Here is a 12,124-nt window from a genome sequence, read left to right as displayed (position 1 = left end):
CTACCGCCAAGGACATTAATTTGGCGGTAGAAGCCTCTGGCCGTGTCCAATCGAGTTCGGCTTCATGCAACGAGCGCATGATCGGATAGAGGAAATGCAGCATAGATTGCGGCGATCGATCTGATCTGACAGAATTCACAAGTCCAAACCGTAGCCGCTCTGGTTCAAAGCTCTGTCACATTGCTGAGAGGGGAGCCTATGCTGCCGTTGAAACCGCGATAGCGCTGGTGGCTGCGGGCGAGGTGCGCCTGCATCGCCTCGCGCGCGGCCTCCGCATTCCCGGCACTGATGGCTTCGCAGATTGCACGATGTTCAGTCACGCTATTGCGGATATAGTCGGGTGTAATCAACGAAGGATTGAGATCGCTCGAAAACGCAGGCTGGGGTAGAATCTTCAGGCTCATGACGCTGAAAAACTCGATAAAGGCCTGATTGTTGGTCGCCTCGGCAATCGAACGGTGAAAGATGTAATCCAACTCATCGAGCGCGGCCTCGTCGTCCACGGACGCCTCGAATTTTTTGAGCGCTTCCCACATATTGGCTTCCTGCGCCCAGGAGCGCCGCTGCGCGGCCAGTCCCGCAGCATGAACCTCAAAGGCCATGCGCAATTCCAGCAGATCCATGAAGGGCAGCGACAACCGGGCCAAAGGTTCAAGCGGCGAAACATCGTCGCCTGAAAAACGCAGCCTTTCGAAATCGCGGATGAAAACTCCGACGCCGTGCTTCACTTCCAGCAGGCCATCAGAGCGAAGTTCTGCAATGGCTTCACGGATGACCGTGCGGCTGACGCCAAGCGTCTCGCCAAGCTCCACCAGCGTAGGCAGCTTGTCCCCGGTTTTAAAATCCCCATCGCGAATGAAGGCCCTAAGATTATCAATCGTCCGTGCGGTAAGCGTCTTCAATGTCCGTCAGTTCCAGTTGGCCGATCAGGTCGTCTGTCATTGATACGATGCCCTGAACAGAATTACAAGATAATATCACGCATATAGAGATATTATCTTATTGGGGTATGGTGCTGAATTGCGCCTCTGGGTGTAACCTCTTTCTCGCAGAATGGTATTACTAGTTTTCGGCGATGAGGATCATCGCGCGCAAATTTTCACCATGATTCTTTGGGGCGGATAATATGTGTCTGCACGGTCGAGTGCTGTTAAATTGTTGGAAGTGTTATATTAAATGGCGATCTCGCCGCTGGCTTCGCATCGTGCCGTTCCCAAAAATATCCATCTTGACAAGTGATAATATTTTAGCAAACCTATCATCATAACAAAGGGCCAAGTCATAATATCACTTGACGAAACTCTGAGGTTGTCGGTCGGAACGGCGCGTTGGCACCAAGTGCGAGGGCCCAATCCTCCAGCCTCATAGACCGGGTGATGGAACACGTGCTCTCAAAATGGTCTTGAACGGACGTATGCGCCTTCCGGTCATATGTGCGTTCCGGCGAGAATAAGGGGAAACAGAATGGGACTGGTTTCAGCCAGACTGAAGGAACTGGGTCTTATCCTGCCTGAAGTGGGGGCGCCGAGTGGCGCCTATGTACCATACAGGCTGAGTGGTCATACGTTGTATATCTCTGGTCAGGTGCCGCGTGTCGATGGGGTTGACTGCTATCTCGGATTGGTTGGGAGCACCATGAATGTCGAGGAAGCTTATCAGGCAGCGCGCGTCTGTGCGCTCAATCTGCTGGCGCGGGCGGCCGCTGCCCTCGATGGTGATCTCGACCGCATTTCCGCCTGTCTGCAACTGCGGGGCTTTGTGAACGCCGTGCCTGATTTCAAGGATCATCCAGCAGTGATCGATGGTGCTTCCGATCTTCTGATCGCGGTGCTTGGGGAGAAGGGGCATCATGCCCGCACAGCCCTTGGCGTAAGTTCCCTGCCGCGCGGTTTTGCCGTCGAGGTCGACGCCATCTTTGAAGTCCAGCCTTGAGCGCCAACTTCCTTTTGCAAATATAGACGAAGCGAGAATGAGATGTCTGACAAAGCCATCACGATGAATGGGGTCAATAAATGGTATGGCCAGCTCCATGTTCTCAAGGATATCAATTTGGAGGTCGACCGCGGTGAGCATATCGTGCTGTGCGGTCCATCCGGATCGGGCAAGTCGACGCTGATCCGCTGCATCAATTATCTGGAAGAAATTCAGGACGGTATCATCGATGTAAATGGCACCCGTCTGGGACATACTGGCGCCAATGTCGATCATATTCGCCGCGATGTCGGCATGGTATTCCAGCAGTTCAACTTGTTTCCGCACATGACAGTGCTGGAAAATTGCATGCTGGCGCCGCGCCGCGTGCACAAGAACTCGCTTCCCGAAGCCCGGGAAAAGGCGATGCATTTCCTGAAGCGCGTTCATATTGCCGAGCAGGCCGAAAAATACCCGGCGCAACTCTCCGGCGGTCAGCAGCAACGTGTAGCCATTGCGCGGGCACTCTGCATGGGTCCGAAGATCATGCTGTTCGATGAGCCGACTTCCGCGCTCGATCCTGAAATGGTCAAGGAAGTGCTGGACACAATGATCAGTCTCGCCGACGACGGTATCACCATGATCTGCGTGACCCATGAGATGGGCTTTGCCCGCGCGGTCGCTCATCGCGTCATCTTCATGGATCGCGGCGAAATCATCGAAAGCGCGCCGCCAGCCGAATTCTTCGGCAATCCGAGACATGAGCGCGCCAAGGCGTTTCTAGGCCAGATTCTGAACCACTAAAAAACAAAGGGGAAACGGCCGCGAGCGGGAGAATAATTTGATGCAATACACATTCGACATGGGACCGGTTCTGGCAGCCTGGCCCGCGCTCCTCAACGGTGCGATCCAGACGCTGAAGATTTCATCCATTTCCATGGTCCTGGGCCTCGCGTTGGGCATCGTCTTCATGCTGATGCGGATGAGTTCGGTGCGGGTGATTTCGCTCACGGCCTTCGGCTATATCGAACTGATCCGCAACACACCGTTTCTGGTGCAATTGTTCTTCATCTTCTTCGGCATGCCCTCGCTGGGCGTGACGCTTTCCGCTGAACAGGCGGCCATTCTCGCCATGACGCTCAATTGCGCGGCATATGCGGCAGAAATCGTGCGCGGCGGCGTGGAATCGATCAAGGCGGGCCAAATCGAAGCTGGCAAGGCGCTCGGGCTTCATACCTTCGACATCTACCGTTTCATCATCTTCCGCCCGGCCATACGCGCTGTATATCCCGCGCTTTGCAGCCAGTTCATCCTGATGATGCTCAATTCAAGCCTTGTCGCGTCGATCTCCGCGGAAGAACTGACCTATGTCGGACAGATGATAGATTCGGAAACCTTCCGCAGCTTTGAAATCTATTTCGTGCTCGGCGTCATCTACCTGGCCTTGTCGCAATTCTTCTCGATCGTTCTGCAAATCATCGGCAGGACCTATTTTTCCTACCCGTCGAAGTGAGGTCCCAAGATGATCCGCAGTTTTGGTTTCTCCGAATTTCTCTTCATTCTCGACGGTGCCAAATGGACCGTCATTCTCTCCATCCTTGCCTTCACTTTCGGGGGGCTGGGCGGGCTGGTCGTAGCACTGGGTCGCACATCCGCGAAAAGATGGCTGCGCTATCTGATGGCGACCTATATCCAGATTTTTCAGGGTACACCGCTGCTGATCCAGCTGTTCTTCGTTTATTTCGGCCTGCCCATTCTGGGTATCCGGGTCGACATCTGGGTGGCCCTGATCATCGGCCTGTCGCTGCATGCCAGTGCTTTTCTGGGAGAGATCTGGCGCGGCAGCATCCAGGCTGTTTCCAGCGGACAGGACGAGGCTGCTCGTGCGCTCGGTATCGGTTATTTCCATCGCATGAAGGATGTCGTGCTGCCGCAAGCCTTTCGCATTGGCCTTCCGGCGACGATCGGCTTTCTGGTCAATCTGATCAAGGGAACGGCGCTGGCAGCACTGCTCGGACTGACTGAACTCACCCGTTCAGGACAGTTGATGGCCAACATCACTTTTGAGCCGATGAAGGTCTACGGCACCGTGGGGCTCATCTATTTCATCATCTGCGTGCCACTCACTTATTATAGCGCCCGGATCGAAAAGCGGCTGAACACCACACGCTAGTCAACGATAAAACAAACCAGAGGTAAGAACATGATCAACGCAGTTTTCAAGAGTTCCGCGATCGCACTCAGCCTTGCAACCGGCCTCGTCGCATCGGCCTTGTCCATTGGTGCGGCTGAAGCGGCAAGCCCGGAGGAAATCAAGGCCAAGGGCGTGGCCGTCATCGGCGTGCAGATGGATCAGTTTCCATGGGGCTTCATCGATGAGAATGGCAAGAATGGCGGCTTTGACATCGATGTGGCCAATCTTATTGCCGAGGAACTGGGAGTGGAGGTCAAGTTCGAGCGTGTGACAGGGCAGAACCGCATTCCGCTGCTGACCAACGGCATGGTCGATTTTCTTGTGCCCTCGATGACGATCACGCCCGAACGCGCAAAGGTTATCCAGTTCGTGCTTCCCTATTCGGCCAATGACATCACGGTCTGGGGTAAAAAGGATGCCGAAATCAATAGCAACGAGGATCTCGCCAAATACACGATCGGTGTCAATCGCGGCAGCGCTTTCGAGCCGATCCTCAAGAAGGCAGCCCCCGCGGGCACCAAAATCAAGGGCTTTGACGACGACGCCGCCACCGTGCAGGCGCTTCTGTCGGGCCAGGTTGATGCGATCCTCGGAAGTCTCACCTACGGCCTTGTGATCGAGAGCACAGGTAATGGTGACAAATATGTTCGCAAATACAAGGCAGCGGACAATATCCAGGCCATGGCAGTGCGCAAGGGCGATCAGGCCATGCTCGATTTTCTCAATGATTTCGTGACGCGCCACAATGCAGATGGTTCGCTGGATACGCTTTACAAGAAGTGGATCGGCGTCGACCGTCCAAAGCTGCCAACCACGCTTGAAGGGGTGGATTTCACCGGCAAGCAATAACGCCAGCACATAAGGTTCCCCGGTGCGGGTGAAACGCACCGGAACATCCAAAGTCTCCAGTATCCAATGACATGAACCCGCAAGGCCTTTTGCGGGAACCGGTAAACACGTGCCTGAACCAAGCCGTGACAGCACACAACGTACTCGTCCCTTTCCGGGATATCTTTCTGGGAGTTAAGCAGAAAATGACGATAGATGGCAAACTGATCAGGGTGGGTGTCGATATCGGCGGAACCTTCACCGACGTGGCAATGGAAGTGGGTTCCACCCTCCATTCAACCAAGGTGCTGACGGATTATGCATTTCCCGAAAATGCCATCATCAAAGGCATTCGGGAAGTGGCTGAAAAAGCTGGAGTGAAGCTTGATCAGATCGACACTGTCATTCACGGAACGACGCTTGCCACCAATGCACTGATTGAGCGACGCGGTGCGAAAACCGCACTCGTGACAACCAGGGGCTTTCGCGATGTGATTGAAATGCGCACGGAAAGCCGTTTCGAGCAATATGATCTCGATATCGTACTGCCGGCGCCGCTTGTTGCGCGTAACGACCGGCTGGTTGTTAACGAACGCATCGGCGCCCGTGGCGAGGTTTTGAAGCCGCTCGATGAAAAGGAAGTCGATGCGCTCTGCGACCGCATCATCGCGGAAGGCTACGAAAGTGTGGCCGTCGGTTTCATCCATTCCTATCTCAATGGTGAGCATGAGCGCCGTTTCCGCGAACGTCTTCTCGCCAGAAAGCCCGGTCTTTCCGTATCGATTTCCTCCGAAGTCTCGCCGCAGATGCGCGAATTCCAGCGTTTCAACACTGTCTGCGCCAATGCCTACGTCAAGCCGCTGATGGCATCTTATCTCAACCGTCTTGTCGGTCGTCTTCGCGAAGAGGGCCTTGTTGCGCCTGTCTTCATGATTCATTCGGGCGGCGGTATCATCAGCATTGAAAGCGCCATCGAATTTCCTGTTCGCCTGCTTGAATCCGGCCCTGCCGGTGGCGCGATCTTCGCGGCCCACATTGCCGCCAATCACAAGCTCGATCAGGTCGTCTCCTATGATATGGGCGGCACGACCGCAAAAATCTGCCTCATTGAGCAGCAGATGCCCAAAACCTCCAAAACCTTTGAAGTGGCGCGTACCTATCGCTTCAAGAAGGGAAGCGGCATGCCGATCTCCATTCCGGTGATCGAAATGGTGGAGATCGGTGCGGGCGGGGGCTCGATTGCAACGGTCGATTCCATGCGTCAGATCCGCGTCGGACCGCATAGTGCGGGATCGGAACCCGGCCCTGCCTGCTATGATCGCGGCGGCACCCATCCAACCGTTACGGACGCCGATGTCATTCTGGGCCGCCTCGACCCCGATACATTTGCGGGCGGCACGATGGAACTCTCACGCTCTGCATCGGAAAAAGCCATGGATGCCGATATCGGCTCCAAGCTTGGTTCCGACATTGCCACTTCCGCCTATGGTCTGAGCGAAGTGGTGGATGAGAACATGAGCAACGCCGCACGCATGCATGCGGTTGAAAACGGCAAGGAACTGTCGGAATTCACCATGATCGCCTTCGGCGGTGCCGCTCCAGTTCACGCAGCGCGCCTGTGTGAAAAACTCGGCGTGACCGATCTTCTCATTCCCCCCGGAGCCGGTGTTGGTTCGGCCATCGGTTTCCTGCGTGCGCCCTTCGGCTTTGAATCGGTACGAAGTGCATACAGCCGCCTTAGCCGCTTTGAAGGCAAGGCCATCAATGCGGTCATCAAGGAACTGGTGGAGGAAGCAACCTCCTTCGTTCGATCAGGCGCGCCTGACGCCGACCCGACGCTCGAATGCACCGCTTACATGCGCTATGCCGGACAAGGCTGGGAAGTGCCGGTTACGATTGAAGTCCGCGATTACAGCGATGCGGATGCGGTACTGTTCCGCACGCTTTTTGACGAATGCTACGAGCGGTTCTTCGGTCGCGTGATCGATGATCTCGATGTCGAGATCGTCAGCTGGTCCTTGCGCGCAAGCGCAGACGCTGCTGCCCCGACCCCCGCAAAGCCGGTCCAGAAACAGGAGCAGGCCGCCATATCCACCACGCGCCAGGTGTTCGACGTTCTCGAAGAACGCTTCCTGGAAGCCTCGATCGTCGAGCGCGAAACCATGAAGCCGGGCGAGTGGATTGCCGGCCCCGCCATCATCACGGAACGCGAAACCTCGACCGTTGTAACCTCCAGCCGCGAAGCGATCATGCAGGCCGATGGATGCCTGCTGCTACGCGCCAAGGCTGCCTAGAGCGGTTCCTGTTCTGACAGAACCGCCGGAACCGCTCTAACTATTTGTTTTATCGCATTATCCAACGCAAAACCGTTTCACGCTTTTGCTGGAAATGCTCCAAGGAGTCGTCTCACATGACAAAGAAACCCATTTCTGATGTTCATATGCAGATCATGTGGAACCGCCTGATTTCCGTTGTCGAGGAACAGGCCGTCACTCTGATCCGTACCGCCTTCAGCACCAGCGTGCGTGAATCCGGCGACCTTTCTGCAGGTGTCTTCAATCGCGCAGGCCTCATGATCGCGCAGGCTGTGACCGGTACGCCCGGCCACGTCAATGCCATGGCGGAAGCTGTCGGCCACTTCATCAACGATATAGGTCGCGAAAACATCTACGAGGGCGATGTCTATATCACCAACGACCCATGGAAAGGCACGGGCCATCTGCATGACTTCACGGTCGTGTCGCCGAGCTTCCGCAAGGGTGAGTTGACTGGCTTCTTTGCCTGTACGGCCCATGTGGTCGATGTTGGCGGACGCGGCTTCGGCCCGGATGCGAACGAAGTTTATGAAGAAGGCATTTTCGTGCCGATCATGAAATTTGCCGAGCGCGGTGTGGTCAACAAGGACCTCGTCAATATACTGCGAAACAATGTGCGCGAAAGCCATCAGGTCGTCGGCGACGTCTATTCGCTCGCAGCCTGCAATGAAATCGGTCATCGCCGCCTGATGGACATGATGGATGAATTCCAGCTCGATGATCTGGAAGGCCTGGCCGATTTCATCTTCAAGCGCAGCTATGATGCAACGCTGGAACGCCTGGCCAGCCTGCCGCACGGCACCTATTCCAACGTGATGCGCGTGGATGGTTACCGCGATCCAATCGACATTGCCGTGCGGATAGACGTGCATGCCGATCATATCCTTGCGGATTTCGCCGGTACATCGGCACCCAGCCCCAAGGGCATCAACTGTCCGTTGATCTATTCTGCCGCCTATGCCTGCTATGGCCTGAAATGCTCGCTCGCACCGGAAATTCCCAACAACCATGCCTCATTGCTGCCGTTCAAGGTGACAGCGCCGAAAGACTGCATCCTGAATGCGCAGCGTCCGGCTCCCGTTTCAGTGCGCCACGTGTTGGGCCATCTGGTGCCCGATGCGGTGCTCGGTGCCGTCCACAAGATGCTGCCGGGAAAAGTGCCCGCCGAAGGTTCCGGCGCGCTTTGGAACCTGCATGTCAGCGCACGTCCGCTCACCGGCAAGGATGCGCCGAGGGACGGCGGCCACCGTGCGGAAGTGCTGTTGTTCAACAGCGGGGGCACCGGCGCGCGGTCGCATCTGGACGGGTTGAACGCCACGGCTTTTCCAAGCGGCGTGCATTCGATGTCGATTGAAGCAACCGAGCATGTCGGGCCGGTCATTTTCTGGCGCAAGGAACTGCGCGATGGTTCGGGTGGTGCCGGTCAGTTCCGCGGTGGCCTCGGTCAGGTGGTGGAAATCGCTCCAACCGAAGGACACGAGATTTACTTCAACGCAATGTTCGACCGCATCAAGCACCCACCGCGCGGCCGCGAAGGGGGAGAGAACGGAGCCGCCGGGGCGGTCCTTCTCGACGATGGCACGGTGTTGAACGCCAAGGGACGCCAGCATGTACCTGCCGGTCGCACGCTCATCCTTCAACTGCCCGGAGGGGGCGGTTATGGCCCCCACGACAAGCGTGAGGCGGAAGCCGTCAAACGCGACCGGGATTTTGACTATGTGGTGAATGGATAGTCCTGAACGTCATCGTAAGCCGCCCCATGAGGGCGGCTTCTTTCATCTGACCAATAAAAGAGTATTCCCATGCAGTATGAAAATCGCCGATCATCGGGCATCAAGGCGTCCCCCAGCATGGCCGTCTCCATGGCCGCCAGGAAACTGCGCGCCGAGGGCCGGGACATTGTGGATCTTTCTCTGGGTGAACCTGATTTTGAACCGCCCACCCACGTTCTGGATGCCGTCCATGCGGCGGTGAAAGCCGGCGGCGTGCGTTATGGTGCGGCCGCTGGCACGGAATCGCTTCGCAAGGCCATCATTGCCAAGTTCAGCCGCGACAACCAGCTTGAATTCAGCATTGATGAACTGACCGTGGCCAACGGCGCCAAGCAGATATTGTTCGACACGTTTCTGGCAACGCTGGAAGAAGGGGATGAAGTGATCATTCCCACGCCATGCTGGGTATCCTATGCTGATATTGTCGCGTTGCATGGCGGCAAGCCGGTCTTCGTGCCTTGCGGACCGGACACTGGTTTCAAACTGACCGCGAGCCGGCTTACAGCGGCAATCACGCCCAAATCCCGCTGGCTGATGCTCAATTCCCCATCCAATCCGACAGGCGCCATTTATAGCGAAGATGAATATGCGCAACTGGCCAATATTCTCGAAAAGCACGAGCGCATTCTCATTCTCTCCGATGAAATCTATGAGCATGTCCTGTTAAGCGAGGTGCCTTTCATCTCTTTCGGGACCGCATGTCCGCAGCTTCGCGAACGCACTCTCATTGTCAACGGTGTCTCCAAAACCTATGCCATGACGGGCTGGCGCGTTGGCTATGCCGCAGGCCCCAAAGCACTTGTTGCCGCGATCAACAAGATGCAATCGCAAAGCGTGACCTCCGTTTGCTCTATCGCGCAGGCGGCAGCACAGGCAGCCCTTGACGGCGATCAGGCCTTTGTTGCGCAGGCCGCAGAAATCTTCAGCCGCCGCGCCGATCTGGTGGCCGGCCATCTGGCGCAGATTGCGGATATTGATTTCCTCAAGCCCGACGGCGCCTTTTACGCTTTCATCGGCGTTGAAAGGCTTTTTGGTCGCAAAACCGGTGCGGGCAATATTCTTCAAACCGATACGGACGTAGCGAAATATCTGCTTGAGGAATTTGGCGTTTCCAGTGTGCCCGGTACTGCCTTTGGAGCCCCGGGCTTCATCCGCCTGTCGATTGCGGCTTCGGAAGAAGAGCTGGTCAAAGCCTGCACGCGTCTCAGGGAAATGGTCGCTTCCCTGATGTGAGGCATCAAAAAAGCCGCAGCCAAGAGCTGCGGCTTCTGTCTTCAAGTCAAGGTTTCAAGCCGCCTGCTTGCGGGCATGATTGCCGATCAGAGCTTCAAGCATGCCTTCTTCTTCCCTGGTCAGGTCGGAAAGGGGAGCACGAACCGGACCGGCAGCAAAGCCCTGCAACCGAACACCGGCCTTGACTGCGGCAACAGCATAGCCCTTACGGCGGCTGCGGATTGCCATAAACGGGTAGAAGAAGTCATTGAGGATACGCTCGCAGCTTGCGCGTTCGCCTGCTCGCAACGCCTTGTAGAATTCCACCGCCAGGCCCGGAACAAAGTTGAAAACCGCCGAGGAATACGTGGTGAAGCCCGCGCCGAGATAAGCTTCGGCGAAGAGTTCCGCCGTTGGCATACCGCCGAGATAGGTCAGCCGGTCGCCCATCTTTGCCGTAATCTGGCGAACCAGACCGATGTCGCCGACGCCATCCTTGAAACCGACGAGGTTAGGGCAGGCATCGCAAAGGCGGGCCAGCGTGTCAGCCTGAAGAACCGAATTGTCACGGTTATAGACCATGACGCCGATACCGATTGACTGACAGACGCGCCTGACATGCTCATAGAGCCCTTCCTGCGGGGCATCGATCAGATAATGGGGCAGAAGCAGGATTCCGTCGGCACCGGCCTTTTCTGCTGATTTCGCAATCTCGATGGCTACCTCGGTGCCATAGCCGCAACCAGAAACGATGGCCGTATTGCTGCCGCCCGCAGCCTCTTTGGCCGCCGAAACGATTGCCGGAATTTCGTCGGGTCTCAAGGAGAAAAACTCACCCGTACCTCCTGCTGCGAACAGCACGGGCGCGTCGAAACCCGAAAGCCATTCGACATGCGCCTTATAGCTTTCAGGCGCAAAATTCCCCTCCACATCAAAATGTGTGACCGGAAACGAGAGCAGGCCAGCGCCCAGTTTCTGTTTGATTAGTTGCGGTTCCATGTGTCGATCCCTTCTGGAAAACTACACATAGGACCTACCCGACTCAGATGATAAGTGTCAACAACTTATATTATAAGTTATGGTGCTCTCTGCAGAATGGCCCGATAGCGGGTCTGGCTGCCCTTCAAATGCCGGCGCATGGCATCGCGCGCACCGTTCTCGTCACCGTTGAATATGGCCTCTATGATCTGCGCGTGTTCCCTATGCAAATGGGCGATATAATCACCGGGACTGGTGTCTGCGCCCGACTGAAGTGCTGCACGGGGAATGACGCCACTGCCGATCATTGCCAGAAACTCGCGGAAGCGGGGATTGTTGGCGGCATCTGCAATGGCAAGATGCAGGGCAAAATCTGCCTCGCTCGTGGATTGCCCGGATTCGAGGCAGGCCAGAACCTGCCTGTGACAATTGATGATGGCTTCTTCCTGTTGGGGCGAACGACGCAAGGCGGCAAGGCCCGCTGCCTCGACTTCCACGCCGGTGCGCAGTTCCAGAAGTTCTATGACGGAAGAAACGCGCTCATAATCAAGGTTTTGGAAGGGAACTGCTTCCGGCGGCTGCGGCTCGAGCACAAAGACCCCCGCACCTTGCCTTGCTTCCACCAGCCGGTCAGCCCGCAAGGCTGCGATCGCTTCGCGAATGACCGTGCGACTGACGCCAAAGGATTCAGTAAGCCGTGCTTCGCTCGGCAACTTCGTCCCGGGCGTTATTTCGCCCGCCTGTATGGATCGCCGCAGCTGTTCACTCACTTTGGCGACAAGATTTCCAGTTGAACGGGATGTGTCCTTGTCTTTGTTCGTCACCGCAAACTTTCCTTGGTTGTGCTTCAATCGTGTAGCAATTCTGATTATGCAGAACAAGACCGCATATGAAAGTCGTATGACGTATTGACC

Annotated in this window: 11 protein-coding genes; 8 read left to right on the top strand and 3 right to left on the bottom strand. The window is 56.3% G+C overall.

Annotated features, from left to right (window positions below; genetic code table 11):
• Window positions 1-164 precede the first annotated feature (164 nt).
• Window positions 165-902 carry a FadR/GntR family transcriptional regulator gene (locus ACS5UA_RS09465; RefSeq protein WP_006469600.1) on the bottom strand — a complete coding sequence of 246 codons (738 nt, stop codon included), beginning with the start codon at window positions 900-902 and terminating at the stop codon, window positions 165-167.
• Window positions 903-1,464: 562 nt separating this feature from the next.
• On the opposite strand from ACS5UA_RS09465, the gene ACS5UA_RS09460 reads away from it, so the two are divergent.
• From ACS5UA_RS09460 to ACS5UA_RS09425, 8 genes are all read left to right on the top strand, one after another.
• The gene (locus ACS5UA_RS09460) at window positions 1,465-1,932 is read left to right on the top strand and encodes a RidA family protein (protein WP_112701758.1); all 468 of its coding nucleotides are present in this window, start codon (window positions 1,465-1,467) and stop codon (window positions 1,930-1,932) included.
• A 42-nt stretch (window positions 1,933-1,974) separates the two neighbouring features.
• Window positions 1,975-2,715, top strand: a complete 741-nt coding sequence (locus ACS5UA_RS09455; RefSeq protein ID WP_006469603.1) for an amino acid ABC transporter ATP-binding protein — start codon at window positions 1,975-1,977, stop codon at window positions 2,713-2,715.
• A gap of 40 nt (window positions 2,716-2,755) precedes the next feature.
• Window positions 2,756-3,424: an amino acid ABC transporter permease gene (locus ACS5UA_RS09450; protein WP_006470770.1), complete on the top strand. Its 669-nt coding sequence runs from the start codon at window positions 2,756-2,758 to the stop codon at window positions 3,422-3,424.
• 9 nt (window positions 3,425-3,433) lie between these two features.
• Complete coding sequence (locus ACS5UA_RS09445) at window positions 3,434-4,084, top strand: amino acid ABC transporter permease (protein WP_112701757.1); 651 nt, start codon at window positions 3,434-3,436, stop codon at window positions 4,082-4,084.
• 30 nt (window positions 4,085-4,114) lie between these two features.
• On the top strand, window positions 4,115-4,954 hold the full coding sequence (locus ACS5UA_RS09440) for a transporter substrate-binding domain-containing protein (RefSeq protein ID WP_025091879.1): 840 nt from the start codon (window positions 4,115-4,117) through the stop codon (window positions 4,952-4,954).
• A gap of 185 nt (window positions 4,955-5,139) precedes the next feature.
• Window positions 5,140-7,227, top strand: a complete 2,088-nt coding sequence (locus ACS5UA_RS09435; protein ID WP_443101277.1) for a hydantoinase/oxoprolinase family protein — start codon at window positions 5,140-5,142, stop codon at window positions 7,225-7,227.
• Between the two features lie 116 nt (window positions 7,228-7,343).
• A complete protein-coding gene (locus ACS5UA_RS09430) occupies window positions 7,344-8,981 on the top strand; it encodes a hydantoinase B/oxoprolinase family protein (RefSeq protein WP_025091881.1) in 1,638 nt (545 codons plus the stop codon).
• A gap of 69 nt (window positions 8,982-9,050) precedes the next feature.
• Window positions 9,051-10,253 (top strand): pyridoxal phosphate-dependent aminotransferase, encoded by a 1,203-nt coding sequence (locus ACS5UA_RS09425; RefSeq protein ID WP_025091882.1) that lies wholly within the window; start codon window positions 9,051-9,053, stop codon window positions 10,251-10,253.
• A gap of 54 nt (window positions 10,254-10,307) precedes the next feature.
• On the opposite strand, the gene kdgD is transcribed toward ACS5UA_RS09425, so the two are convergent.
• Together kdgD and ACS5UA_RS09415 are read right to left on the bottom strand one after the other, a co-directional pair.
• On the bottom strand, window positions 10,308-11,231 hold the full coding sequence (gene kdgD, locus ACS5UA_RS09420; protein ID WP_025091883.1) for a 5-dehydro-4-deoxyglucarate dehydratase: 924 nt from the start codon (window positions 11,229-11,231) through the stop codon (window positions 10,308-10,310).
• 77 nt (window positions 11,232-11,308) lie between these two features.
• Window positions 11,309-12,034, bottom strand: coding sequence for a FadR/GntR family transcriptional regulator (locus ACS5UA_RS09415; protein ID WP_021588321.1), 726 nt, complete (start codon window positions 12,032-12,034; stop codon window positions 11,309-11,311).
• Window positions 12,035-12,124 lie beyond the last annotated feature (90 nt).

The sequence above is a fragment of the Brucella sp. RRSP16 genome, from assembly GCF_052246815.1.
GTDB classification, from domain to species: Bacteria; Pseudomonadota; Alphaproteobacteria; order Rhizobiales; family Rhizobiaceae; genus Brucella; species Brucella intermedia.
Note: the sequence above shows the minus strand (reverse complement) of the source record. Positions and strands in the feature narration are given on the sequence as shown.

Coding starts and splice junctions, on each gene's coding strand:
- ACS5UA_RS09440 (WP_025091879.1), top strand. CDS start 4,115: ATGATCAACGCAGTTTTCAAGAGTTCCGCGATCGCACTCAGCCTTGCA.
- ACS5UA_RS09430 (WP_025091881.1), top strand. CDS start 7,344: ATGACAAAGAAACCCATTTCTGATGTTCATATGCAGATCATGTGGAAC.
- ACS5UA_RS09450 (WP_006470770.1), top strand. CDS start 2,756: ATGCAATACACATTCGACATGGGACCGGTTCTGGCAGCCTGGCCCGCG.
- ACS5UA_RS09445 (WP_112701757.1), top strand. CDS start 3,434: ATGATCCGCAGTTTTGGTTTCTCCGAATTTCTCTTCATTCTCGACGGT.
- kdgD (WP_025091883.1), bottom strand. CDS start 11,231: ATGGAACCGCAACTAATCAAACAGAAACTGGGCGCTGGCCTGCTCTCG.
- ACS5UA_RS09435 (WP_443101277.1), top strand. CDS start 5,140: ATGACGATAGATGGCAAACTGATCAGGGTGGGTGTCGATATCGGCGGA.
- ACS5UA_RS09455 (WP_006469603.1), top strand. CDS start 1,975: ATGTCTGACAAAGCCATCACGATGAATGGGGTCAATAAATGGTATGGC.
- ACS5UA_RS09425 (WP_025091882.1), top strand. CDS start 9,051: ATGCAGTATGAAAATCGCCGATCATCGGGCATCAAGGCGTCCCCCAGC.
- ACS5UA_RS09460 (WP_112701758.1), top strand. CDS start 1,465: ATGGGACTGGTTTCAGCCAGACTGAAGGAACTGGGTCTTATCCTGCCT.